Source organism: Streptomyces sp. bgisy027, assembly GCF_057710365.1.
In genome coordinates, this window is record NZ_JBYIVZ010000056.1 from 40,816 (window position 1) to 63,915 (window position 23,100).

Sequence of the window (23,100 nt, forward strand, 5' to 3'; positions counted from 1 at the left end):
CTGTCCGCCGGGGACTCCACAAAGTGGATCAGCTGAGACTCCAGAGGCGTACGGTCCTGTCAAAGCTGCCACTTGCCATGAGCTGCCCGTCAGGGCTGAAAGCCACTGATTGCACTCGCCTGTCGTGGCCCCTCATGATGGCGATGCGTGTGTGGGTGACGACATCCCAGAGCCGGATGCTCTTGTCATCACTGGCAGTGGCGAGCGTCTTGCCGTCAGGACTGAAAGCCACCATGTTGACAAAGTCCGTGTGCTCGACGGCCAGCGTCTTGATGAGCTTTCGGGTCTCGAGGTCCCACAGCGACACGGTGCGATACGGCTCGGACGCAGCGAGTGTCTTCCCGTCGGGGCTGAGGGCGATCGACTGCGTCGTGCCGTGGTTGGTGGAGATGTCGATGCCCTTTTTCGACGGCAGATTCCATACTCGGGCAACGGGGCCGTATCCCGCGCTTGCGGCCAGAGTGCTGCCGGCGGAGTCGAAGGTCAGCGAGTGCACAGCTCCTCCGGGAACGGTGAACGTGGTGATGGAGGACCTGGCGGCAACGTCCCAGAGTCGCACGGTCTGGTCCTGGCCTCCGCTGGCCAGCGTCTCTCCCGCCCTGTCGAACGCCACTGACCTGGCCCGTTCGGTGTGACCCTCGAGCGTGGCGATGTTCTTCTGTGAGCGCGTGTCCCACAGGCGCACGGTCTTGTCGGCGCTCGCTGTGGCGATGGTTCTGCCGTCCGGACGGAAGGCGACGCAGAAGACCATATCGGTGTGGCCTGTGAGCGTCCCGATGTGTTCGTACGTCGCCGGGTCCCAGAGACGGACTGTGCTGTCATCGCTCGCGGTGGCGAGCGTCTTCCCGTCCGGGCTGAAGGCCAGCGAGTTGATCACGTACGTGTGCCCTGTGAGAGTCGCCAGGGTCGGCCGGTCCGAGGTCTCGGACGAACCGGCTTTCCACGCCCAGACCCCACCGGCTGTCCCCACCAGGGCGGTGGCGCCCGCGAAGAGGACATTGCGGCGGTTGGTCGTACGTGACGGTGTGGTTGCCGCGGACGGATGCTGTACTCGGCCTGCTCCGGCAGTGTCGCGCCGCGGGGCGGGCGGGGCGTCCGGCCGGGTGGGAGCGTGCGGTGCTCGCGGCTGAGCGGCGGGCGCGGAGCGAGTGGTGAGCAGGTGGACGCGGTTCGGGTCGGCCGGACGACTGCGCGGAGGCTCTGCGGGGCGTGGGATGTCGGCCAGCCGTCCCACGAGTGCGGCTGCGGTGGGCCGCTCGCCGGGATTCTTGGACATCAGTTCGTGCAGCAGAGGGGCGAGCTCTCCGGCATGCGAAGGCGGGGGGAGAGGCTTGCTGAGGATGGCGTGGAAAAGGGCCATCAAGCCTGACCCGTCGAAGGGCGCGTGGCCTTCGACAGCGGTGTACAGCGTGGCCCCAAGAGACCACAGATCGCCCGGGGCCGCGGCGTCCGCCCCCTCAAGCTGTTCGGGCGGCATGTACTGCGGTGTGCCGACCACGATCCCGGTGCTGGTGAGACGGGTCCCCGCAGAACCGTCCAGCACGCGTGCAATGCCGAAGTCGGTGATGATCGTACGACGTCCCACGGTCAGCACATTGTCGGGCTTCAGGTCGCGATGCACGACCCCGGACGCATGGGCATGCGCGAGTGCGTCTGCCATGCTGGCTGCCAGCGCCACGACGTGCGGCCACGGCAGGCGGCCATCACGCTCGATCAGGCTTGCCAGCGATTCGCCCGCGACGAGTTCCATGACGATCCAGGGTTCCCCGCTGTCCCTCACCACGTCGTGAACGGTGATGATGCCGGGGTGGTTGAGTTTGGCGGCCACCTGGGCTTCCCGCAGGGTTCGTTGCAACAGTTGCTCGCGCTCCGCGGCGGGAAGGCCCTCGGGCAGGAGGACTTCTTTGACCGCGACGTACCGGTTCAGCGTTTCGTCGTAGCTGCGCCATACGCGGCCCATGCCGCCTTGGCCGATGGTCTCGTCCAACCGGTATCGGCCGCCGATCAGACGCCCCCTTGCCCCTGCCATGGCGATGACTGTAGGCCACGCCCCTGAGATCCATAGCGGAGTTGGCGATAATCAGCCCGCAGGTCACTGCGAAGCCGGTGACAACGCGCAGGACGCCCGGTCTCCTTCGGCACCCGGCGCCCTTCCGGTCACTCCGAAGGGCCGGATGCGGCGGAGGTCTGCCACGTCCGTCGGTCCAGGGCCCCGCCGCGGATCATGTGCACTACGAACTCGGCGGCGTTACGAGCCGCCAACGGGTGCGCGTCGTCGTTCTTGCGGATGCCCCAGTCGGAAATCGCCTTCACCAGGATCCAGTCGGTCCTGCCCTTGGCAGCGGCCGCGTACACGCCGCCACCCTCCATCTCCGCGCCGCGCCCGTCCGGTTCGAGCCGCACCAACTGGTCGCGGACCGAAGCCGAGTTGATCAGGACGCTGGAGGAGAGCATGAGGCCGTAGTGGACTGGGGCTCCGGCCCAGTCGACTTCCGCCGCGCGCAGGCGGTCGAGCAGCAAGCTGGAGGGAGTGACCTTGTCGCCGCGCAGGATGACCAAGGGATCGCCGCCCTGCTTGCCCGTGATCTTCCGGTGATCCATGAGCCGCAACTGACTGGAGACGACGATGTCCCCGAGCTTCTGTTCCTTGGGTCGCAGTCCACAGCAGATCCCCGCCATGACAAGGAAGTCGGGGGCCAGCCGGTCGATCACCGAAGAAGTCACCAGGGCCGCTCCCGCAGGGCCACCCGCTGCCTGCTCACTCTGCACGAGGTGGATTTCGACCTCGCTGATGACGCCGAGATCGAAGACGGTTCGGTCGCCGAGGAACTGGGCGGTCGGCTTCTTCCCGTTGATCTCCGTCACGGCCCGGAAAACGGCATCGCGTTCGCCCGAGGTCACGACGAGGATCAACAGTCTGGTGCGCTTCTCCATCAGGCTCCTCAAACGCCGGTACGGTTCGATTCTGATCGTGTGGGCTCGTATCTGGTTGCGACCGGCTACGTAAGCCACCGGAAGGACCATCAGCGCCATGAGGCTGGCGAGCCACCCGATCGCCGCGGCCGCCCCTGTCGCCGGAGAAAGATCCGGTGGATCAGTGAGCAGCAGGCGCTGACTCAACCAGCGCAGAGCGTCCAGGTATGTCGCCGGTCTTCCCTCACACACACTGTTCGGGCAGGCTGCGGCCTCCTGGCCCATGACGATCAGCGCCTCGGCGGGCACCATCACCAGCATCGCGGCCAGATACAGGAGCAGAAAGCGACCGGTGACCACCCGGCGATCCGCCGGGTCCGGAGCCCTCGATGCCGGCTGGATCATCACGACCTCCACCCCGTCGTCGCGCGGGCCGACGGCGCTGTCCCAGGCGTCGACGTGACTGCGCACGGCATCGGTGGTGATCCCGCGTCGCACCAGGACGAGCGTCTCAGTGAGCTCGCCCCGGCTGACCCGGTACCCGAGGTCCGCAGCGGCCGCTCCCGCGCGCAGAGCGACGAGCTGAGCAAGCCGTCCCGTGGCTCGCCGTAACAACTCGTCCGCCCGCTCCGCCTCTTCCTCGTGGCACAACGAAACGGTCCAGTGCACACCGGAGAGCGATTCAGCGACTTCGCCGGTCGCACGGGCGAAGGCCCAAAAGGTACGCCAGAACCACACGACCGACATCACGGCAAGGCCGGTCAGCCAGAGGGCGACGTACACAATGGCGGCGAGTGCCAGCAGGAGGACCGCACGCCCTGCAGAGGGAAACGGCAGGAGGCCCAAGGCGGTCGTTATCAGCAGGAACAGGGGCGCGGCGAAGACCAACAGGTCCCAATGGCGGTCCGCCAGCCGAAGGGCAGCGGAACGGAAACCTCCGCCGAGCGGTCGACGCCGCGACAGCAGGGGGGCCTCCAAGAGCGCGAAGCCGCGAGGGTCCCGCCAGATCAGCCTGCCCTCGCGAGCTCCCGCGTACAGCATGAGGGCGAGCGGTCCACGAGATCGCACGATGCCACATACGCCTCGGCTCCGAACCGCCGCTACGGCCGCCCTGCCGTGCTCCGCGGAACGCAGCCGCTGAGCGGCTTCCCGGCACTGTGCGAAGGAGGGAGACACCACGTCGGGTACGACGTCCGCCATGGAGACCGTCCCTCATACACCGGTGTGTCTGATTCCCGGCTCATCATAGGGCCGCGGCGGCTCGGTGATGAACGAGACGGGACGACCGAAGTGGCGCCCCGCACGAGGGAGTCGACCGAGTCGTGCTGACGTCCGCTCAGTGCGTGTGCGGGTCGGCCCACCCGGGCATCTTCCTCGTGGCGGCGGGCCGGGTGACGGGGGAACGCGCGCCTGGTTCCGACCATGCCAAGGGGGAGAGCATGTCGAACGATCCGAAAATTTCCATGGAACAGCTCCTCGTGCTGGAGTACGAGCACATCAAGGACGAGCAGAAGGCCCGGATCGGTTTTCGGGACAATCTGCTCTACGCCACGCTCGCGTCCATGGCCGCCGTCGTGGCGCTCTCGTTGAATCCCGAAACACGCGCCGCGTTACTTCTCCTGCCACCGGTCTCCCTGTTGCTTGGGTGGACCTACTTGATGAACGACGAGAAGATCTCGGCCATCGGACGCTACATACGCGAACAGGTCGGGCCGCGGCTCGCGGAACTGCGGAGCGACAGAGAGCCGGTGTTCGGCTGGGAGTCGGCCCACCGCTCGGATCGCCGCCGTACGGTCCGCAAGCAGATACAGCTCGGCGTGGACCTGATCGCGTTCTGTGGTGCTCCCCTGGCCGCCCTCATCGTGTACTGGGCGGGAACTCCAGGAGGTACGGCACTGATCACCATATCTGTCCTGGAGGCACTGGGCATCGCTGTCCTGGCCTGGCAGATCGTGGTGTACGCCGACCTGGGGAGGAGCCGCCCTCCCCTCCGGGAGTCCTGACCCGTCGCGCCGCGGGAAAGCGACATCGGGCCGCCGCGGGGCCGCGCTCGTCCGAACTTCCCGTGCACTCAACTACGAACGCGCTGGTCACCCGTGCAGACGACTTCGGACATCGACAGCGGCATCCCGCCCAGGGAATCGAACTCGCGTACGCTCAGGGTCTCCACCACCATACAAGGCCTGGAACGCCAACTCGACGCTCTCGGTGCGGCAGGCATCCCGGAGGCACGGATCTACGTCGACAAGAAGAGCCGCGCCTGTGCCGTTCGGAAACTCGTCGCTGCTGGTCAGGCCGCGTATCGGTACTCGTCAGTCTGACCGCCCTTTTCGAGGAAGAGTTGACCGGATGACTGACACCCCGTCTGTGCCTGGGCCGTGCCGGGACATGGCGATGCACAACGACTGGTGGGCGTCGGGCTGGGAGCATGTCCTGCCCCGTCAGGGCTTCCCGCTGACGATGCTGATCGGGACCGCGAGCCAGCCCGATTTCATCGGCTCCCTGGACGACCTCCTGCAGGAGATCTTCGATGGCCGCTGGGACATGATCGGCGGCGACCTCGACGGCGCGCTCACGTTCTCATGGCCCGACGAGGAGTGGGACTACGAGGAAGGTCCGGAGGGGCGCGACGCGAACGAGGCGAAGCGCTCGGAGACGTTCGGCGCCATGCTCACGGCCGCCGGCTTCCCAGTGCCCCAGACCGTGCGGGACCTGTCCGAGCTCTACCTGACGTGGGGTCTGGCGAGCCGCGAGGAGACGCCGGACGGCACTCGGTGGTCGATGCCCGCCGCGCTGCCGCTGCCCGGTGATCTGTTGCCTCTGGACGCCGAACTCACCCAGCGCCTCGATGGGATCCGCTGGACGATGCGCACCGGACCGCTCGTCGACACCCTCATCAACTACCTCGTCGACGATCTGGCAGAGCCGCAAGAGGTCCTCACCTCCCTGGACCGCCTGGCGGCTGCCACCGGCCGGGACGCCGACGATGTGCGTCTCGCCCTTACGGAGCTCGTCCAGGCCGGGGACGCTCAGGTGTATCGGGGACAGGAACAGGCCGACGTGGAACGGCTGGAGGCGCACCGGCGCTTCCGCCTGGTCATGAACTGGGATCACCTCTACGAGAACCGGATGCACCTAAGCGCAGGGCCAACGGCGCCCTGAATGACACCTCGATCGCGTCGCGAGAGCAGGCCCCCACCGAGCTCGCGCGCCCCAAGGGCGGATACAAGGATCTCGAGCATCGAGGATCGGCGTCGGCTCAACCGACACCGACGCTGATGTTCGGTCGGGTTCACGAGCCCTCGGCGCGACCGGGAGCATGTCGCTTGGCCATCGAGCGACGGGCCGGGAGGTGCTGCTGTCGTGAGCAGGAGGACGGCGGCCGCTTGTCAGTGCCATGCCGCAGACTTGGGGAATGCACCAGAATGGCAGCCTGTTCAACCATGGGCACCTTCGTGATCACCTGAGCCAGAATCTCGGAAAGATCACCCCGTCGATCGACGCGTGGGACACCGAGAAGCTCCTGACGACGCCGGAGGCCGACCTCGTCGAGGAGCTGACGAACGACTTCCGCATCGAGGTGCCCTCGCTCGACCTGAAGGGCGTCGAGATCGAGCCGTTGAAGGAGGGCTACGGGGTCATCGAGCGCTACGGCCACGACGCGTTTCGGGTCCGGCACAACACGATCACGCTGCTGATTCCCTACACCGGAAGCCGCGTTGTCTTCACGCTCCAGCCCAACACCTACAACGATCAGCCACCGCAGGGGACGGTGACCGACACCGAAGTCAAGGTGACCTGGTCCGGCGAGAGTACAGATCAAGACTTCGTAGGCCGGGCCCTGGACCTGAAGATCAACGAGATCACGACATGGCTCGACTGGGCGCGGGGAGAGATCCACGGTTACAACGCGCGGGTCGAACGTGTGATCCCGGAGCAGGTTCGGGCTCGCAAGCAGGCCGTCCTTGCCAGCCGGAATCTCGAAGGGGCACTCGGCTTTCCGATCCGGAAGCGGGCCGACGCAAAGGCCTACGAGGTCCCGTTGGTCCGTAAGAGGATCGGCCCCAAGCCTTCTGAAGCGCCGACAGGGACTTCCTTCGAGCCCGAGCCGGTTCTCGCCGACGCGGACTACGAGGAGGCCCTTCGCGTTCTGAAGAACGCCCGCAACCAGCTGGAGCGTTCGCCCTCGCTGGCCGAGGAACTCGACGAGGGGAAGATCCGGGACCTGTTGCTCCTGGCGCTGAACGGTCAGTTCGAGGGCGCCGCCGCGGGCGAGGTGTTCAACTTCAAGGGCAAGACGGACATCCTCATCCGGGTCATGGACGGGAACGTGTTCATCGGCGAGTGCAAGTTCTGGAGGGGGCCGAAGACCATCACGAACACGCTGGACCAGTTGCTTGGTTATCTGACCTGGCGGGACACCAAGGCGGCCGTGCTGTTGTTCGTCCGGGAGAAGGCGTTCTCGGAGGTCGTCAACAAGGTATTGGAGAAGCTGGAGGAGCACCCCAACTTCAAGCGGCGGGGCTCGACCGACGAGTTCGGCACCCGCCACGACTTCGTCTTCCACATCGATGGTGACCCCTCCCGCGAGGTCAAGCTGGCCTTCCTCCCCTTCCACCTCCGCCCGGCCGGCTCCGGCGGCTGAGGGGTGCGCGGTCAACGGTCAGGCATGAACCCCGTCCACAAGCTCGCGGACCATGCCGTCGACCTCGGCCACATGCCCACCGCCGTACGGCTCGCCGAAGCCTGCGAGCAGCGAGGCAGGAAGCTGACCAACCCCAAGGCGCTCGCGTACTACCGCAACACTTACGCCCGCGCGACAGCCGCCGACGGCGACCACACCGCCGCCGCCAAGCTCCTCACCTCCGCCCAGGCTGCCATCGAGCACGCCACCGCCATGTCGGGGCAGTCCTGGGCGAGCCACTGCAGCCAGCGGCCGGTAGGCCCACGAGTCCGGCATGCTGCATGCCGGAGTCGGCGATCTCACCGCCGCCGAGGAGACCGAGGACCCCGCCCACTCGGAAGGCCTTCGTACGCCACCGCCGACACCGACCGCCCCACCTGGGCGGTGTACGAGGCGGCGGTGTACGTCGGGAGTGAAGTTCACCTCGCTGCTGGCCAACCTCGTGATCTTCCATAACACCCTGGACATCGCCGACGTGGTGCGGCAGCTCCAGGCCGAGGGATGGGAGATCGACCCGCTGGACCTGGCCGAGATCTCGCCGTACCTGACCGAGCACATCAACCGGTTCGGTTCGAGCTGGGCATGAACAACCGGCTCGGTCTCACCCTGCCCACCCTGCCCGGCCCGCGTGGCGCGGGCGGCGGCGCCGCCCGTCCGGCCGGGTCGGCGTCATGAGCGTCATGGACGACACCCGCGAATCCCAGCTCACCGAGGACGAGGTGAATGGCCTCCTCGATGACAACCGCGACGCCGGATGGGAGGACGACGAAGCCTACGACTGGGACCGGTGACAAACGCGCAGGTCACCAGGACCGACGCTTCGGGCGGGCGCCCGGAGCGTACGGTGTGCGGCTCAAGGCCCAGGTGGCAGGGTGGCGGCGTCGGTGCGGGAGAGAACCAGGTCGCTCATTTCCGTGACGGGCCCGTGCCACCGCACCGCCGGTGCGGGCTGTGCGAGGGCGGCCGGGTAGCTGGCCGCGGCGTAGTCGTTGGCCAGCCGGTAGACGTGGAAGCCGTGCTCGCGCAAGGGGCCGAGGACGTCGTAGACGGCCTGGCCCTGCTTGGCCAGCAGCCTGGGGGTGACCTCGACGACCAGCTCGGCGTCGTCGCGCAGCCGGGGCAGGAGCGGGGCCAGCCCGCGCACGGCCGCGGCCTCGCCGCCCTCGACGTCGAGCTTGACCAGGCGGGCGGCGGCGAGTTCCTCCTCGGTGAGCAGGTGCGGCAGCGGTGCCGCATCGGCTTCGAAGGAGGCTTCCACGGTGCGCGGGCGGACGGCGGTGGTGCCGCCGAGGTTGGTGGAGCGCTCCAGGTAGAAGGTCATCCGCCTTGGGGTGTCGGAGACGGCGGCGTTGACGGTGCGGACGTTGTGGCACCCGTTGGCCGCGAGGTTCGCGGTCAGCGCCTGGTGGAAGACGGGTGACGGCTCGATGGCGACGACGCGGCCGGCGGGCCCGACGAGCCGGGAGGCCAGCACCGTGAAGTAGCCGGTGTGCGCGCCCGCGTCCACCACCAGGTCGCCGGGGGCGAGGCGGGCGCGCATCCAGGCGGTCAGGTGCGGCTCCCATGCGCCGAACAGCCACAGGTAGCGCTGGATGACGTCGCTGGTCAGCACGGGGAAGACCGCGCTGTTGCGGGTGCGGGCGGTCGCGGTGAGCGGGTGGTGCTTGAGGTGGTCGCTCAGGCGGGCGGCCAGCCAGGGTTTGCCGAGACGGCCGGGCGCGTACCGCACGTACGCGCGCAGGGCACGCGACAGGGGTGGAGGGATCACGGATGGTCTCCCGGGTGAGGGTGCGGCCGATCAAGCCGCGCGGCGGGGCGGAGGGTGGCAGGCTGGGCGCAGGAGTCCCAGCGGGTGGAGGAGGAGTGCGGGTGAAGGCGGTAGGCCGCCAGAGCGGGCCGGTGGTGTATCTGCTGGTCGGGCTGACCGGGTCGGGCAAGACCACGTACGCCAGGCGGCGGCTGGAGCCGTCCGGGGCGGTGCGGCTGTCCGTGGACGAGCGGGTGCACGCCCGGCACGGCCGCTACGGCGTGGACTACCCGGAGCGGGACTACTTCGCCCTGGAGACACCGGTGGTCGCCGAGGTCCGCGAAGAGCTGGTCGAGCGGGTTGGTGCCGGGCAGGACGTCGTGCTGGACCACGGACTGTGGACCCGTGCCGCCCGCGACGAGTGGAAGAAGCTCGTCGAGGAGGCCGGCGGGCGCCCGCGGCTGCTGTACTTCCCCGTCCCCCGTGAGGAGCTGCTGCGGCGCCTTGCCGAGCGCAACGAGCGGGAGGACGCCAACGCGCTGACCGTCACCGAGTCGGCGCTGGACGACTTCTATGCCCGGTTCGAGCCCCCTCACGACGAGGGCGAGGAGATCATCGAGCCCGGCTCGTTCTGACCCGCCGGTGTCGGGGGCCGCCACGTGGCGACCAGCCGTGTCGCCTCCACGGCCCACCAGCCGGGAACGGCGTGGAGCGAGACGGGCCGCAGGCCGAGCCGCGGGGAGTCGACGGCGATCCGGCCGTCGTGGCGCCGAAGGTGGTCCAGCAGGCGGCGGGCTTCGGCGAGCCGGGCCGGTGAGGCCGTCTTCCACGCCCCGGTCGCGGAGTGCTCGGCCCGCCGCTCGACGTCGGCCCGTACGCCTTCGCGCCACTTGAAGTGGTGGACGGCGACCGGTGGCCGGTTGGCGGGGCGGTGGCCCTCGGCGCGGTGGTTGCCGGAGGCCACGGCGACGCCGGAGTGCGCGAGGACGATCTTGCGGAGGTCGCCGCGCAGCAGGTGGTGGGTGAGGAAGCCGCCGAGCGGATACGCCGAGTCCAGACCCTCAACGCCGTCGCCCAAGTTCCAGCCCTTCAGGGCGCCGTCGGCGGCCAGGCGGTCGAGCATCAGCCCGCCCACCGTGCCGGTGCCCGACCGCTCCGCCTCGGCCAGGACCTCGTGCAGCGGGGCGGGGTAGGCGTGGAACTCGTCGGAGTCGGCGAGCAGGTGCCAGCCCGTCCCAGCGCGCTCGCGCAGGGCGTCCCGCAGCTGGGGGTTCGTGTGCTCGTGCCACGGTCCGGTGCTGATGGCGTCCGGCACGATCCCCAGTTCCCGGCAGGCGGCCTGCGCCTGGTGACGCTGGTCCGGGGTGACGTGGTCGGGGAAGTGGAAGGCGAGGTGGAACCGCTCGATCCCGAGCCCTCGGTAGTGGCTCACCCACGCGGTGAGCAGGGCGGGTTCGACGGCGCCGACGACGGCGACCAGCGGGGGCAAAGCGGGCATCAGCACGACTCCTTCAACTCGGTGAGGAAAGCGGCCTGTCCGGCGGCCGTGGGCACGCCGAGGTCCGCGGCCGCGCTCTCGGCGGGCCTAGGCAGCGGGAACCAGGCCAGGTCACGCAGGACGTCGGCCAGGGCGGCGCCGTCGCCGGTCGGGAAGAGGCGGACCCAGTCGTGCCCGGCCAGGGCCCTGGTGAGCGCCGGGTCGTGGTCGGAGACGATCAGCGGGAGGCCCAGGCATACGGCGTCGACCACCAGCCCGGATTCCTTGGCCACCCCGGGCCGGCGGGCGACCAGGGCGGCGTCGGATGCGGCGTACACCTCCCGCACCACGGCTTCCGGGACGGGCCCGGGACGCGTGTGGAGGCGGACGTGCGGCATCGCCTCCCACGCCCGGAGGCGGTCGTCGTCGAGCGGGGCGCCGGTCACCAGCACGTGCAGGGGGACGTCGAGGCGGGCGAGGGCGGCGTCGACGACGCCCGTGTCCTTGTAGGGCCACCAGCCGCCGACCAGGCACACGGCAGCCTCGTGGGGCGGGATGCCGAAGCTCTCCCGGGCCCGCCGGCGGTCGGCGTCGGTGAGCCGGTCAGCGGGGTCCGCCACGGCGAACGGCCGTACCTGGAGCGGCAGGTGGGGGAAGCGGGCCGCCAGGTCCTCGCGTACGGCGCCGGTGGGGGCGAGCGCCCTGGTCCGCCGCTCGCCGCGGCGGGTCAGGCGCCCGAGCGTCCTGAGCGCGGTGTCCTCCGTCGTGACCAGCTCGTGCACGAACCGCAGGTGCGGCCCGCCGAGCAGGCCGACGGCGCCGTGCAGGGCCTCGCTGGCGCTGAGGACCACCACCGTGCCGGTGCCGCCGGTGAGGCGGCGGCCGGTGCGGACGCAGGCGGCTTCGACCAGGCAGCGGGACAGCAGGGTGACCTGGTGCGGGAGACGGCGCAGAGCCAGGGGCCAGCGGCGGGAGGCTAACGCGCGCTGCCCGGCCGCCGCGAGCGCCGCGGTGTACGTCCCGGCCACCACCAGCAGCACGGGCAGCACGCCGGCGGGGCCGGCGAGGCGTGCCCCCGCCGCCTCCAGAGCGGTGCCGGTCCCTGCGGCGATGCCGTACGGGGCGATGACCACCGCGTTGCCGTGCGCGGCGGCCAGCGCGGTCAGGGCGTGATCGCGGTGTCCGCCCGGCCGGTGGGCGCCGGGCTCGACAAGCACCAGGGCGGCCGGGGCGGTCATCCGGCGATGGCCTGTTCGCCGTGGACCGCGGTGAACCGCGCGAACAGCCATCCGGGGTTGTTGAGCTGGTCGAACTCGTCCCGGACGCGGGCGGCTTCGTGCGCGAAGGCGACGCCCTCGCGGGCCCCGGAGAGCGCGAACTCGGCGAACGCGCCCTCGCCGCCCGCGGTCCACGCGGCGATCCGGTCGGCCGCCTCGGCGTCGTCCATGCCGTACTCGCTGCCGCGCGAGAGCATCGCGCACTCCCGGAAACCCGCCTTCCAGGCGTGATACGGGCTCTGGTTGATCCGGGTGGTTCCGGCGATGTCGGCGGTGAACTCGGTCCGTCCGGGCAGCGCGGCCAGTACGTCGACCGCGTCGCCGATCTCCCGCAGCGCCGATCGGCGGATCAGCTTGAGCCCGCCGTAGCCGTAGATCAGCCCGTTGAGCGGATTGCGGGCCCGCCACACCCGCATCGACACCCCTTCCGCCAGCGGCTCGACAGCGGGAAGAGCGAACTCGGCGGCGAGGACGAAGTCCCCGTCGGCCAGCAGGAACTGTTCTCGGTCGACGACCTCGGCGGCCAGCCGGTAGGCCCGGCGCATCCCCTCAACGCCGTGCAGCCGTTTCACGCGGATGCCGAGCACCCGCTGGAGGCGGGCGTGGAGCTTGTCCGCGAGCGGCTCGTCGTACGACAGCATCACCGCGTCGAATCGTGTGGTCACCGCAGGGCCTCCAGGTAGCCGGCCGCCACGTGGGCGGGGGTGAGGTCGGCGGTGGCGGCGTGGGCGAGCTTGGCGTGCACCCGGTAGAACTCGCTGTCGGTGGCGAGCCGGGTCGCGATGGCCACGGCCTGGGCGGCGGTGTCGAAGAGGAGGTCTTCGTCGATGTGCTCGGCCAGCCACCCGGTGCGCGGGGCGATGACCGGCAGGCCCATGCCCTGGCAGTCGATGACGCTCATGGACCACGGACAGCCCGCGCGGAACGGCGCGATGCCGAAGTGCGCGCCGGCCAGCAGGTTGCGGTACTGGACGCGGTCGCCGCGGTCGGAGGCGATGGTGACGCCGTCGAGGGCGGCGAGTTCGTCGCGGTGCCGCTCGGGACTCGGGTCCAGCCGGACCCGCTCCGGGCTGCGGGTACCGAACAGGTCCAGCACCGTCACCGTGACGGGCGCCTCTGTGACCAGGCGGCGGGCCAGAGAGGTGAAGTCGGCAGTGCCGTAGTGGGCGTAGAGCCGGTGGCCGTAGACGCCGGTCGCCCGGCCCTCCGGTACGGCGACGTCGGCGGGGTCGCGCACCAGACGCCCGTCGCGGGGGGCGGGTACGATGTGCAGCTTCTCCGTGAGGTTCACGCCCATCCGGGCGGCGACCGCCGTCGTCCAGGACGCGGACGTCGAGGAGTGCACGAGGACGCGGTCGCACGCCGCGAGCCCGGCGGCGAAGGCGAGCATCACGGCGGGCCCCAGTCCGCCGTCGTCCAGCGACGGGTCCGCCACCAGCCGCCCGTCGCCGGTGAAGGAGAACGGCAGGTAGTGGCAGTACCCGGCGAGACGCGCGTCCGTACCGGCTTCGAGCAGCGCGGCGCGGATGGCGGGGGCCGCCTCGATCTGGTTGGCCACCACCACCTCCGGCCGCGTACGCCGGATCAGGTCCGCGAGGTCGCGCACGCCGGGGTCGAAGCGGGCCCGGTACTTCGTGGCCGGCGACACCGTGGGCTCGAAGCCCACCCGCCGGTCTCCCGTGGGAACCGGGGCCGCCACGGTCACCTCCGCCCCGGCGTCCGTCAGGGCCGGGGCCAGCAGGTCGGCGAACGTGAAGCCCGAGTCCGCCGACAACCGGTCCGGGTTGGAGACGTTGAGCAGATACAGCAGGCGCATTGTGCATCCCCTCTCGCCGGCCGCGGGGGTCGAACCGGGCCGGTGAGGGAAGGAAACCGGCGGCGAGGACGGCGACAGAATGGTGAACTGTCCTCACTCACGGTTCACTCACGCACTCAACACCCAGGCAGGGCGGGAGCTTTGATGGACGCGCAGGACGCGATCACCGTGGAACAGGCGGCGCAGAACTTCGCTGCCGAGGTCGCCTACTGGCGCGAGGTGCGCGGTCTGGCGAAGAAGGCCCTCGCCGAGCTGATGGGCTTCCACCCCTCCTACGTCAGCCATATGGAGTCCGGCCGCCACAACCCGACCGCCGACTTCGCGCGCCTTGCGGACGAGACGCTGAACGCGGGCAAGGCGATCTGGCACAGGTGGTGCGAGTACGAGGCGGCCCGCGCCCGCCAGACCACCGCGACGGCAGCCGTGCCCTCGACGCGGCGGACCGAGCAGCCGTACGCCACCGGCTCGGCGATCGTCGTCGAGCACGACGCCGCCCGGCTCGACTACGACGGCGAGTTCTACCGGCTCACCATGCGCCGCCTGCTGCGCAACACCGGAGACGCCCCGATCACCCGCTACCTGATCCGCATCTCCGTCGACCGCTACCCCGGCGACCCGGAACGCTCCAACGCCCACTACCGGGCCCACCCGCTGACCTGGGACGAACTCGCGCTCACCGCGGCCTGCCGTGGGGAGGCGATGCGCTGGCAGGCCAAACACGACCGGGACGCCTTCAAGGAGGTCTGGCTGCTGTTCGACAACGACCAGGGCCGCTTCCCGCTCTACCCCGGTGACTCGGTGTGGATCGAGTACGCCTACACCGTCAGCGACACCAAATGGGGCAGATGGTTCCAGCGCGCCGTACGGCTGCCCACCGAGCACCTGGAAGTCGTCCTGGCCTTCCCCGCCGCGCTCGATCCGGTGGTGTGGGGAACCGAGACCTCGATGACTGCCGAGGCGTCCCCACTGCCCAGCGCCCCCGGCAGGCGGGAGGAGGGCGGCGTGCGCCTGTTCACCTGGTCGACCGCCCGCCCGGCCCAGCACGCTCGCTATCGTCTCGAATGGCGATTTCGGGCGCGGCCCGAACAGGACGTGAATCAAGGGGAATTCAAGTGACCGAGGTTCGGCCCAGCGAGCAGATGCGCAACCTCGGCGTCGTCCAGCACGGCGCCCCCATCCTGACCGAGCCGGCTCGTCCCTTCGGCCTCCCCGCCGAGCGCGACGCCGCCGAACAGGCCGTGGACGCGCTGTTCGCCTCCATGGAGCGCATCGCCCAGGTGCACCCCTTCGCCAAGGGCATGGGGATCGCCGCCCCACAGATCGGCATTGGCCGGGCGGCGGCCGTCGTCCAGCCCGCCGACGAAGGCGCCGGCGCCATCGTGCTGCTCAACCCCCGCATCACCGCCGCCTCCGACGAGAGCGACGAGCAGTACGAGGGGTGCCTGTCGTTCTTCGACGTTCGAGGCCTGGTCCCCCGCCCTCTGCGGATCACCGTCGAGACCACCACGCTCGACGGACCCACCGCCACCACAGTCTACGAACGCGGCCTCGCCCGGCTCATCGCCCACGAGATCGACCACCTTGACGGCCATCTGTACCTGGACCGCATGCGGCCCGGAGTCGACCCCCTCCCCGTCGAGCAGTACAGGCAGACCGGCCGGTCCTGGGCGTACGACTCCTGACCCGGGAACTGCCGTGCCGACCGTGGAAGACGTAGACGCCGAGGACCCGGCCACCTGGATCGCACTGGGCCAGCTCGCCGGGCTGATACGCCGTCCGCGAGATAGGTCCGGCAGATAGACCGGCCGCAGTTCCCGCACCCGCCGCTTCAGCACCGACACCGACCGTTCCCACCCGATCCGCTCGGCGATCACCGTGGCGGGCATCCGCGGGTACTTCGCCAGCAGTTCACGGATCGCCGGCTCCACCGCGTCCACGATCGAGCCTCTCGGCGCCCGCCGGTACTTCGGCGGATCATCGCTGGCCACCGTCCGCCGCACGGTGTTCCGGGCAATCCCCAGATGCCGCGCGATCCCCTTGATCGACATGCCCTCCGCACGGTGGAGCCGCCGGATCTCAGCCCAGTCCTCCACACCGATCACCTCTTCCACCTGACTCCCATGGAGCCAGCCTGATCACTTGATCACGGAAGGGGGGACTTTTCATCGACCGATAGGGGGTCACAGTTCACGGAACGGCGACACTGGATCGGCCGGCCCGTCGTCCGGCTTTCCGGGGGGCCGAAGCGTCCTCGGGGCAGGGCATCGGCATCCGTGCGCTGTGCGGCTGCGGTCTGGGGCGTTGTGTGAGACTGGCCTGGCAGGGCTGACCGGCCTGACAGCCCTGCGCGGTGTGCGGCTATCGAAGCGGCAACGGCGCTCCCGGCTTGGACGGCCAGTGTGGGGATCGGACGGAGGGCGACAGTGTGTCGACGGCGGCAGTCTGTGAGTTGCTCAAGCTCTCGGCAGGCGTCGCGAGGTCGGGTCGGGAAACGGTCCTTGACGAACGCTGTGTGTCGTTCTTGGGCGGAGGGCCGGAGCGTGGCTGCGGGGCCAGCGGTGGATGGGGCGGTGGTGCCGGGAGTGTTGCCATGCTTCCGCGATTCCATCGCGAGGAGTCCCCGATGCGCATTTCTTCCCGAATGCCTTCGACAGGAATGAAAGTGTTGGAAGATCCTTTTGCCTGATAGGGGCGGGAATGGTCCACCTAGCTGCCGCCCCCTTGACGCTTAGATCTCCGAGACTGCCTGGACATCACAGAGACAGGACTCTCGACACCAACCAGCCCGCGACGACGGTCCCTGCCGAGGGGTGATTGCGGGGCGATCACCCTGGCCCCCGGAAACGATCAGCTCGGATCGGCCTGGCCCTCGCGTCCGGCATGCCGGTCGTCGGCATCACTGTCCTGGACTGACTGGCCAGGACAGTACGCCTGGGTTACTCATCCGGGTTGCTGTCATCCGCGGCTGTTTCGGCAGGGCCATTTGGCTCGGTTTCATGGGTTTCGGGGGCGGACGCTCCCGGCTGTTCATCCTGTGCGGCATCGTCCCTGCGTACGTCCTCACCAATGTGTGGCTGGTGCGTGTAACTGGGGATATCGAGCCGGGGCACGGCGATGTCGAGCCGGGGCAAAGCAGCGATCTGCTCAGCGACCTGCTGGGCGAGGCGTAGCCCAGGAGCGTTGACCGCTGCGTCCAGGGCAGCTCGGTTGGCTGCCGCCTGCTGGGCCATCTGCTTGGCGAGCTGTTGAACAGGGCCGTTGATCAGCTTCAGTTGTTCGGCCGCTTGGCGGGCGAGGCGCTGTGCCGGGCCATTGATGAGCGCCGCCTGCTCGGCGGCTTGCCGGGCGAGCCGAGCGTGGGTCAGGTCAAGTCCCGAGAGAGTGGAGGCGAGTCGGTCGGAGACCAACTGCTCCGCTGGGGTCCGGGCCGCGAGGACGTTGCGCCTGGCGGCCGCCGCGATGTCGGCGACTCGCTTTTTGAGGTCCTTCAGGATCTTCATGCACGGCTCGTCATCGGTATCTGGAGGGGCCGGTTCGCCCGAGGTGAGCAGAGTCGGCGCCATACCGTCGCCTGCAGAGAAGAGGATTTTCGTCTCCCAGACACAGGCGATGTACCCGGCAAGGCCCTCCATCTCGTCGACTGCGAGGCCGTACAGCAGCCACCGCGCCGTGGCCGTGTACCAGACGTCTCCTTCGATCGCGTGGCCCGTGACGTCTGTGACGGCGAGCAGTTCGACCTCAGGCACGCCCGACCACGCGTACCACTGCTCCGGCGCGTCGCCGTCGTCGAGGCCGGTGTAACCGGTGAGCGTACTCAATCCCCTCGCCGCCTCCGCCACGCCATTACGGACAGACGGCGACGCCAGCAGCTGTGCTGCAGCGTCCTCTGCATCCTTCCCGGACACCTCCTGGGTGAACTCGGAGACGACCTGGGCGAAGTCCTTGAGCAGGGTCAGCCGGTCTTCCAGACCGCGGACGTCCTCGTTCATCGGGTACCGGTAGGCGGTTCCGTCACCGAAGTCGGATGTGTTGTTCGTGACGAAGTAGACGTGCTGGTCGGGGTTCTGCTCGAGGAATTCCAGGATGGAGAACCAGATCGCCGCATCGCGGCCGCCCTCAGAGTGGTCCTTGGACCGCTTCGCCGGCGGAAGAGCCATCGCTTCCCGCTGGTATGCCCTGCGCAGGGCCGTGTCACTGGTCTCGATGACCTCGAAGATCTCCCCGTAAGCTTCCCGCCAGTGATCCAGGAGGCGCTCCAGGTCCACAGGCTCCAGAGAACTCTTCAGCTCCCAGGGGAGGATCTCCCGCAGCTTCTCCAGGGACTTCAGGACCGCCTGGTGCCTGTCCGGGTAATACCGCGCCTGATGGGCGGCCATCTCCTCCAGGACCATCCATGGCACGGCGACCCTGTGGTGTCCCGACTGCCGCAGCTTTCGGATGATATCCGCAGTGGGTCCTTCGGGCTGCAGAAGGTTCACCGCGTTCGTGTCAAAGATGATCAACCGAGCCTCCCCGTCTGGTCTGGGAGGAAGTATCTCAACCAGACCAAGCCGAACCGACGCGGGAGCCCTCTGCGTGGATCACCTCCCCGACCGCTGGGGACGACTGACGTCGGCCGGAATGCGGGCGCTGCGCCAAGGTAGACCAAGCACGGCCCCGCCCGCCTCGCTGCGACCTTGGACGAGGCCGCAGCGCTCCCACCCACCGATTGCCTGGGGCGCGCCCGGCTCGCCGCCGGGGCCCCGGTTCCTCTGTCATCGTCGCCCGCCGGGACCGGCAACTGGTCGCCCGGCTTCAGGAATTCACCGCGTCCCCGCTGACCTGCCCCGCAGGTCGTCTCGCCTGCGTCAGCCGATGAGGGTGCGCAGGACCGGCACGCTGCCGCCGGCGCCGATCAGGCCCGCAAGGACGGCACCAGCGGTCGGGGTACCGCTGAGGAAGGTGAGCATCCGACGATCAGCCCGATGACGACCGCCGTCAGGAGGACGATGGCAGTGTGCAGCGTCAGGAAGGGGCCGGGTTCGGGCGGGTTCGGCGGCGTGGGGGCGGGGGCGGAACTCACGTGCTGCTCCATGGGGTTGATGTGTCAGACGCCCGCTCTTACGTCACGTCGGGCCCGGTACTCCACGGATTTCGTGCACTCGCATCGTCAGGAAAAGATCTTGAAAGAGTCCGTGGGGTACCGGGGAACGGCGCACTTGCAAGTGGTCGTCTGCGTCTTCGGCCGTGGAAGCACGGGAGCTTGCGACCGGGCTGGAGCGGTTGATGACGGAGCGGGCCCTGTGGATCACGGGCGGGCTGGACGACGACCGGAAGGGGAGGAGATGGAGGGCGACGGCGCGGGTGGGCAGCCCGCGGCCGCACGCGCCCGGGACCTACAACCTTCAGGCCGGCCCGGGAAAGGTGATCTGGGCGCGCCAGTGTCGCAGGACGACTTGCGCCGGATGGAGACCCGACATGGCCGGGAAGTCCGGAGGCTGCAGGCAAGCATCGACCGGAGGATGAACGACCAGCGGATCCTCCGCGTGCTGGCCCAGGACGGCTTCCAGGGCCCGCAGTACGACCAGTTCGTAGATGAGCTCGTCCGGTACGGCATCTCGGTTCTGCGAGGGCGGATGCACTCGGGGTTTATCTTCCAGCTCGTCGCCGACCGTGGCCTCGGTCTGAGCCCCCACGAGTTTGATCTGGAGGAACTGGCCTCGAACAGTGATCTGCGGGAGGAGTTGGCGACCATGACCGTGGCCCGAGCCCTGCCCCGCTTCCGGCAACGCGCCTTCGTCGAGGGCGGCTGGACCTACGAGGGAGGCGCCAGCATCACCACCTACTTCATGGGCGCGTGTGCCTACGATTTCCCCAACGAGTTCCGCAGATACCGAGCCGGCGAAGAACGGCACCGCCGGTCGCTGCAACGGCAGAAGACCGTGTATGAGGCCCCGATCAGCACGCTCAGTGTGGCCGAGGAAGTCCTCGGCAACCTCCGGGTTCTCGAGGACCTCAATGACATCGACGACCCGCGGACCCAGGCGGCCGTGGCCCTGGTGCTCGACGGCTACACACAAGAGGAGATCCAGCAGCTGGTAGCGGCGAAGTCGGTCCGCGCCATCGAGGGACTGCTCTACCGCTGGAGGAAGAAAGCACAGCAGAACCAAGGGGGCGGGCGGCATGGCTAGCCAGAACGAGGACTTCGATGCGCTGCTTGAGGGCTCCTCCCTCGGCAGCCCAGGCGCCCGGCAACTACGTGCGCGCACCCCGCCCAACCGGGCTTACACCGCGCGCATGCTGGCAGAACTGCGGAACCAGACGCCGGACTCCAGCAGACGAAGCGCCGGGCAGAAGGCCAAGATCCTCCTGGTCGATGACCGGCCAGAGAATCTGCTGGCCTTGGAGGCGATCCTATCTGCGCCCGATAAGACACTGGTTCGGGCATCGTCTGGGGAAGAGACGCTCAGAGCGCTACTCACGGACGATTTCGCGGTCATTCTGCTGGACGTGCAGATGCCGGGTATGGACGGTTTCGAAACGGCCGTGCACATCAAACGGCGCGAGCGGAGCCGGGACATCCCGATCATCTTCCTCACCGCGATCAAGCATGGCCCGGCCCACGCCTTGCGCGGCTATGCGGCGGGCGCGGTGGACTACATCTCCAAGCCGTTCGACCCGTGGGTGCTGCGGGCGAAGGTCTCCCTGTTGGTTGAGCTGTACATGAAGAACCGCCAGTTGGAGGAGCAGACGGCACTCCTGCGGCTCCAGTTGGAAGGCAGCGGCAGCGCAGGAACACCCGAGAGTCAGACCAAGACTTCGGCACCGCTGCTGGCCGAACTCTCAGCTCGGCTTACAGCCGTCGAGGAGCAAGCCGAGGCGCTCGCCAAACGGCTGAACAACGATGAGTCGACCAAGGCAGCAGCGGCAACGACGGCGGCCCGTCTCCAACGAAAACTTGGTGGCGTGCGAAAGGCGCTGGACGCATTGGAGCCTGGCCGGACTGATCACCGCGACAACATCGTGACGCCCGGACAGTCATGAACACCGGCTCGCGGGTAGCTGCGCAACCTGGTCCTGAGGGGCATGAAGACACCGCTCGATCACGAGCGCCCGGGCTCACGGAACCGCGCCGGGTGCAACAGCGGCGTCGTAGTCACACCGTCTGACCCCGTACCGTTCGCCTCGCAGGGGTGAACGGTGTACTGAGGTGGCCGAGTGGGCGGTGCTGTGCGGGTACGCTGCGGCTCGTACGGTCACCGGATGGGGAGGAACGCGGCAGGTCATGGCACGTCAGAAGGGGTGGTGGGGGCAGAGCGTGGCGGCCGTGGCCGTGCTCGCGCTGGCCGGGTGTTCGACGGCTGAGGACATCGAGGTGCAGCCGAAGGCGAGTGACGCCAAACCGTCCGCGTCGTCCTCGGCCGGCACGTCGGGCGGCGGGGCCGGCACGGGCACGCTGCCGGGTGTGCCGACAGCCGAGCAGGCGAGGGCGGAGCTGGCGGAGCTGAAGGTGGCGCCGCACGGTTCGATGTCCGGTTACAGCCGGGAGAAGTTCTCGCACTGGGCGGAGCAGGGGGAGCACTGCAACACCCGCGAGACGGTTCTGGAGCGTGACGGCACGGACGTCACCCGGGACGACGAGTGCCGGGCGGTGTCCGGGCGGTGGGTGAGCGTGTACGACGAACGGTTGGCGGTCCGGGGCGAACACATGGACGCAGGAGGAGCGGAAGGCGTTCGCGAACGACCTGACGCACCCGCAGCTGCTGGCCGTCTCCGCTGCTTCCAACCGCAGCAAGGGCGACCAGGGACCGGACGAGTGGAAGCCGCCGTCCCAGGCGTACTGGTGCACTTATGCCCGGGCATGGGTGTCGGTGAAGTCCGACTACGAGCTGTCGATGACCGAGGCCGAGAAGGACGCGCTCACCGACATGCTGGGTACCTGCCCCTCATGAACGCACACCCCCCGCAGCCGGAACAGCTCGTCAGTGAGGTGAAGGCCGGGCAGGGCGGCGCGATGACGGACGAGGTCGGCATCATCACCGGCGACCTCACCGTCGCCACCCGCCTGCTGCCCGACGGACGCGCCGACATCGCCATCCAGTACACGGACGCAGAAGATTGGTATGTCCTCACCGGTAGCCCCGCCCCGGTGCCGCCGGAGGGCCTGGCGGCCTTGCACGAGCAGGTCCTGGAACGGGTCCGCCACGGCGGCGGCGCCGAAGCCCCGCGCTGAACGGGCGAAGCCGCTCAGGCCGCCGACCATGGCGCCTGCCCCACCTCCCGGGCGGCACCTTCATGCCGGGCGCACTGGACGTGGGCCCCAGAAGAACTCCCGCAGCGAGATCTCAGCGCGTGTTCCCGGCCCCGGAGGGCCCCTCCGAGCGCTCGTAGATACTGACCGCCATGGCAGAAGGCTCCGATCCGCAGCAGGACGTCACCTACCGAGCGCCGGTCGGCTCCGTCGACCTCAAGGCGTTCGACGACGACGGCAACTCGTACGAGATCCATGCGTGCCACGACTGTCTGCCGTGGCACGCAGAGGTCGTGATGGTTGCCGACGAAGTCCTCGTCAGGTAGTGGCATGCCATCGGATGCCCGCAGTTCCAGAAGCTCATCCGGGACTGAGACGGGAATTCATCACTCAGTGCCAGGGCCATCGGCAGGAACGAAAACCCAGCCCATGGATTCCATGGTCTCCGTCTCCCACATCTCAAAGAGCAACGGCAGGTCTGCCGAACGCCTGGCGGAATCGCCGATCCAGCGGATCAGGTCGCTCGCGGCCGGGCGGCCGCTGTCGCAGCCCTCGCACAGCTCCAGCGTCACGCCCGGCGCCGGCGCGTTCCAGTGCAGCAGCAGCTTCCGTGCGCACCGCGAGCACGGCACCGGTGCCTTCTCCTCGCGGCGCCGGTTGAGCACGCGGTCCATACCTGCCAGTTCCTCGTCCGTCACCGAGTCGAGGGACCCGTCGATGTTGGGCGTGCGCCAGAAGGAACCGTCGGGACGGACGAAGTAGCGCCACTCGAAAGCCATAGCAGTCCCCCTTGGGACAGGTTGGTGCAATGCGCAACGATGTGCCCGTTCCTGGATCCCCGTCAAGAGCCGCGCACCGCCAGACAGGGGGCCGGAACTGGCGTCCCCGAAGCCTCCACGGGCACCCTGGTCCGTCAACGGCCCGGCGCGACCCGGTCATGCCCGCACAGTGGTGTA

The 23,100-nt window shown here is 69.0% G+C and carries 22 protein-coding genes and 2 pseudogenes; 12 read left to right on the forward strand and 12 right to left on the reverse strand.

The annotated features are described in order from the left end of the window. Positions 1 to 28: 28 nt before the first annotated feature. On the reverse strand, positions 29 to 2,029 hold the full coding sequence (locus AC3ETA_RS39160; protein WP_432197668.1) for a WD40 repeat domain-containing serine/threonine protein kinase: 2,001 nt from the start codon (positions 2,027 to 2,029) through the stop codon (positions 29 to 31). A gap of 128 nt (positions 2,030 to 2,157) precedes the next feature. Continuing rightward, the gene (locus AC3ETA_RS39165) at positions 2,158 to 4,113 is read right to left on the reverse strand and encodes a phosphorylase family protein (RefSeq protein WP_488187659.1); all 1,956 of its coding nucleotides are present in this window, start codon (positions 4,111 to 4,113) and stop codon (positions 2,158 to 2,160) included. A gap of 239 nt (positions 4,114 to 4,352) precedes the next feature. Here AC3ETA_RS39165 and AC3ETA_RS39170 point away from each other — a divergent pair, with 239 nt between their 5' ends. The 3 genes from AC3ETA_RS39170 (at position 4,353) to AC3ETA_RS39180 (ending at position 7,558) form a co-directional block, all read left to right on the forward strand. After that, positions 4,353 to 4,916, forward strand: coding sequence for a hypothetical protein (locus tag AC3ETA_RS39170; RefSeq protein WP_488187660.1), 564 nt, complete (start codon positions 4,353 to 4,355; stop codon positions 4,914 to 4,916). A gap of 385 nt (positions 4,917 to 5,301) precedes the next feature. Further along, the gene (locus tag AC3ETA_RS39175) at positions 5,302 to 6,075 is read left to right on the forward strand and encodes a DUF6042 family protein (protein ID WP_432197671.1); all 774 of its coding nucleotides are present in this window, start codon (positions 5,302 to 5,304) and stop codon (positions 6,073 to 6,075) included. A gap of 253 nt (positions 6,076 to 6,328) precedes the next feature. Next, positions 6,329 to 7,558 (forward strand): hypothetical protein, encoded by a 1,230-nt coding sequence (locus AC3ETA_RS39180; RefSeq protein WP_432197672.1) that lies wholly within the window; start codon positions 6,329 to 6,331, stop codon positions 7,556 to 7,558. 18 nt (positions 7,559 to 7,576) lie between these two features. Here the strand turns inward: AC3ETA_RS39180 and AC3ETA_RS39185 are convergent, their stop codons facing one another. Further along, a complete protein-coding gene (locus tag AC3ETA_RS39185; RefSeq protein WP_432197673.1) occupies positions 7,577 to 7,801 on the reverse strand; it encodes a hypothetical protein in 225 nt (74 codons plus the stop codon). A gap of 208 nt (positions 7,802 to 8,009) precedes the next feature. Between AC3ETA_RS39185 and AC3ETA_RS39190 the strand changes: the two genes are divergently transcribed. Beyond that, a complete protein-coding gene (locus tag AC3ETA_RS39190; RefSeq protein ID WP_432197674.1) occupies positions 8,010 to 8,183 on the forward strand; it encodes a Tn3 family transposase in 174 nt (57 codons plus the stop codon). Positions 8,184 to 8,450: 267 nt separating this feature from the next. Here the strand turns inward: AC3ETA_RS39190 and AC3ETA_RS39195 are convergent, their stop codons facing one another. Further along, the gene (locus AC3ETA_RS39195; protein WP_432197675.1) at positions 8,451 to 9,365 is read right to left on the reverse strand and encodes an FkbM family methyltransferase; all 915 of its coding nucleotides are present in this window, start codon (positions 9,363 to 9,365) and stop codon (positions 8,451 to 8,453) included. A gap of 101 nt (positions 9,366 to 9,466) precedes the next feature. Between AC3ETA_RS39195 and AC3ETA_RS39200 the strand changes: the two genes are divergently transcribed. Beyond that, a complete protein-coding gene (locus AC3ETA_RS39200) occupies positions 9,467 to 9,979 on the forward strand; it encodes an ATP-binding protein (protein WP_432197676.1) in 513 nt (170 codons plus the stop codon). Here AC3ETA_RS39200 and AC3ETA_RS39205 read toward each other — a convergent pair. The 4 genes from AC3ETA_RS39205 to AC3ETA_RS39220 are packed head-to-tail and all read right to left on the reverse strand — an operon-like array spanning position 9,937 to position 13,914. Continuing rightward, positions 9,937 to 10,842 (reverse strand): glycosyltransferase family protein, encoded by a 906-nt coding sequence (locus AC3ETA_RS39205; RefSeq protein ID WP_432197677.1) that lies wholly within the window; start codon positions 10,840 to 10,842, stop codon positions 9,937 to 9,939. The two genes, AC3ETA_RS39200 and AC3ETA_RS39205, sit on opposite strands and share 43 nt — an antisense overlap. After that, on the reverse strand, positions 10,842 to 12,059 hold the full coding sequence (locus tag AC3ETA_RS39210; RefSeq protein WP_432197678.1) for a glycosyltransferase family protein: 1,218 nt from the start codon (positions 12,057 to 12,059) through the stop codon (positions 10,842 to 10,844). Before AC3ETA_RS39210 ends, AC3ETA_RS39205 begins: the two co-directional genes overlap by 1 nt. After that, positions 12,056 to 12,763 (reverse strand): hypothetical protein, encoded by a 708-nt coding sequence (locus AC3ETA_RS39215; RefSeq protein ID WP_432197679.1) that lies wholly within the window; start codon positions 12,761 to 12,763, stop codon positions 12,056 to 12,058. Before AC3ETA_RS39215 ends, AC3ETA_RS39210 begins: the two co-directional genes overlap by 4 nt. Next, positions 12,760 to 13,914: a glycosyltransferase gene (locus tag AC3ETA_RS39220; protein ID WP_432197680.1), complete on the reverse strand. Its 1,155-nt coding sequence runs from the start codon at positions 13,912 to 13,914 to the stop codon at positions 12,760 to 12,762. The genes AC3ETA_RS39215 and AC3ETA_RS39220 overlap by 4 nt, the downstream gene beginning before the upstream one ends. A 144-nt stretch (positions 13,915 to 14,058) precedes the next feature. Between AC3ETA_RS39220 and AC3ETA_RS39225 the strand changes: the two genes are divergently transcribed. After that, complete coding sequence (locus tag AC3ETA_RS39225) at positions 14,059 to 15,030, forward strand: helix-turn-helix domain-containing protein (RefSeq protein WP_432197681.1); 972 nt, start codon at positions 14,059 to 14,061, stop codon at positions 15,028 to 15,030. Then, positions 15,027 to 15,596, forward strand: coding sequence for a peptide deformylase (locus AC3ETA_RS39230; protein ID WP_432197682.1), 570 nt, complete (start codon positions 15,027 to 15,029; stop codon positions 15,594 to 15,596). The genes AC3ETA_RS39225 and AC3ETA_RS39230 overlap by 4 nt, the downstream gene beginning before the upstream one ends. 58 nt (positions 15,597 to 15,654) lie before the next feature. Here AC3ETA_RS39230 and AC3ETA_RS39235 read toward each other — a convergent pair. Continuing rightward, a pseudogene (locus tag AC3ETA_RS39235) lies at positions 15,655 to 16,016 on the reverse strand (helix-turn-helix domain-containing protein); the annotation flags it as partial. An 834-nt stretch (positions 16,017 to 16,850) separates the two neighbouring features. After that, a complete protein-coding gene (locus AC3ETA_RS39240) occupies positions 16,851 to 18,416 on the reverse strand; it encodes a PIN domain-containing protein (RefSeq protein ID WP_432197683.1) in 1,566 nt (521 codons plus the stop codon). 999 nt (positions 18,417 to 19,415) lie between these two features. Here AC3ETA_RS39240 and AC3ETA_RS39245 point away from each other — a divergent pair. Beyond that, positions 19,416 to 20,084: a hypothetical protein gene (locus tag AC3ETA_RS39245; RefSeq protein ID WP_432197684.1), complete on the forward strand. Its 669-nt coding sequence runs from the start codon at positions 19,416 to 19,418 to the stop codon at positions 20,082 to 20,084. A gap of 106 nt (positions 20,085 to 20,190) precedes the next feature. Continuing rightward, complete coding sequence (locus tag AC3ETA_RS39250; protein ID WP_432197690.1) at positions 20,191 to 20,937, forward strand: response regulator; 747 nt, start codon at positions 20,191 to 20,193, stop codon at positions 20,935 to 20,937. Positions 20,938 to 21,186: 249 nt separating this feature from the next. Here the strand turns inward: AC3ETA_RS39250 and AC3ETA_RS39255 are convergent, their stop codons facing one another. Then, entirely contained in the window at positions 21,187 to 21,348 is a 162-nt protein-coding gene (locus AC3ETA_RS39255; RefSeq protein WP_432197691.1) for a hypothetical protein, read from the reverse strand. 1 nt (position 21,349) lies between these two features. Between AC3ETA_RS39255 and AC3ETA_RS39260 the strand changes: the two are divergent. From AC3ETA_RS39260 to AC3ETA_RS39270, 3 genes and pseudogenes are all read left to right on the forward strand, one after another. Next, positions 21,350 to 21,845: pseudogene (locus AC3ETA_RS39260) on the forward strand (GmrSD restriction endonuclease domain-containing protein). Continuing rightward, positions 21,842 to 22,126 carry a hypothetical protein gene (locus AC3ETA_RS39265; protein WP_432197685.1) on the forward strand — a complete coding sequence of 95 codons (285 nt, stop codon included), beginning with the start codon at positions 21,842 to 21,844 and terminating at the stop codon, positions 22,124 to 22,126. The pseudogene AC3ETA_RS39260 and the gene AC3ETA_RS39265 overlap by 4 nt, the downstream one beginning before the upstream one ends. Before the next feature lie 170 nt (positions 22,127 to 22,296). Then, positions 22,297 to 22,470, forward strand: coding sequence for a hypothetical protein (locus tag AC3ETA_RS39270; protein ID WP_432197686.1), 174 nt, complete (start codon positions 22,297 to 22,299; stop codon positions 22,468 to 22,470). A 60-nt stretch (positions 22,471 to 22,530) separates the two neighbouring features. Here AC3ETA_RS39270 and AC3ETA_RS39275 read toward each other — a convergent pair whose 3' ends face one another. Beyond that, positions 22,531 to 22,923, reverse strand: a complete 393-nt coding sequence (locus tag AC3ETA_RS39275; protein ID WP_432197687.1) for a DUF6300 family protein — start codon at positions 22,921 to 22,923, stop codon at positions 22,531 to 22,533. Positions 22,924 to 23,100: the final 177 nt, after the last annotated feature.

Coding starts and splice junctions, on each gene's coding strand:
- AC3ETA_RS39160 (WP_432197668.1), bottom strand. CDS start 2,029: ATGGCAGGGGCAAGGGGGCGTCTGATCGGCGGCCGATACCGGTTGGAC.
- AC3ETA_RS39165 (WP_488187659.1), bottom strand. CDS start 4,113: ATGGCGGACGTCGTACCCGACGTGGTGTCTCCCTCCTTCGCACAGTGC.
- AC3ETA_RS39170 (WP_488187660.1), top strand. CDS start 4,353: ATGTCGAACGATCCGAAAATTTCCATGGAACAGCTCCTCGTGCTGGAG.
- AC3ETA_RS39175 (WP_432197671.1), top strand. CDS start 5,302: ATGGCGATGCACAACGACTGGTGGGCGTCGGGCTGGGAGCATGTCCTG.
- AC3ETA_RS39180 (WP_432197672.1), top strand. CDS start 6,329: ATGCACCAGAATGGCAGCCTGTTCAACCATGGGCACCTTCGTGATCAC.
- AC3ETA_RS39205 (WP_432197677.1), bottom strand. CDS start 10,842: ATGCCCGCTTTGCCCCCGCTGGTCGCCGTCGTCGGCGCCGTCGAACCC.
- AC3ETA_RS39210 (WP_432197678.1), bottom strand. CDS start 12,059: ATGACCGCCCCGGCCGCCCTGGTGCTTGTCGAGCCCGGCGCCCACCGG.
- AC3ETA_RS39220 (WP_432197680.1), bottom strand. CDS start 13,914: ATGCGCCTGCTGTATCTGCTCAACGTCTCCAACCCGGACCGGTTGTCG.
- AC3ETA_RS39225 (WP_432197681.1), top strand. CDS start 14,059: ATGGACGCGCAGGACGCGATCACCGTGGAACAGGCGGCGCAGAACTTC.
- AC3ETA_RS39245 (WP_432197684.1), top strand. CDS start 19,416: ATGAACGACCAGCGGATCCTCCGCGTGCTGGCCCAGGACGGCTTCCAG.
- AC3ETA_RS39250 (WP_432197690.1), top strand. CDS start 20,191: ATGCTGGCAGAACTGCGGAACCAGACGCCGGACTCCAGCAGACGAAGC.
- AC3ETA_RS39265 (WP_432197685.1), top strand. CDS start 21,842: ATGAACGCACACCCCCCGCAGCCGGAACAGCTCGTCAGTGAGGTGAAG.
- AC3ETA_RS39270 (WP_432197686.1), top strand. CDS start 22,297: ATGGCAGAAGGCTCCGATCCGCAGCAGGACGTCACCTACCGAGCGCCG.
- AC3ETA_RS39275 (WP_432197687.1), bottom strand. CDS start 22,923: ATGGCTTTCGAGTGGCGCTACTTCGTCCGTCCCGACGGTTCCTTCTGG.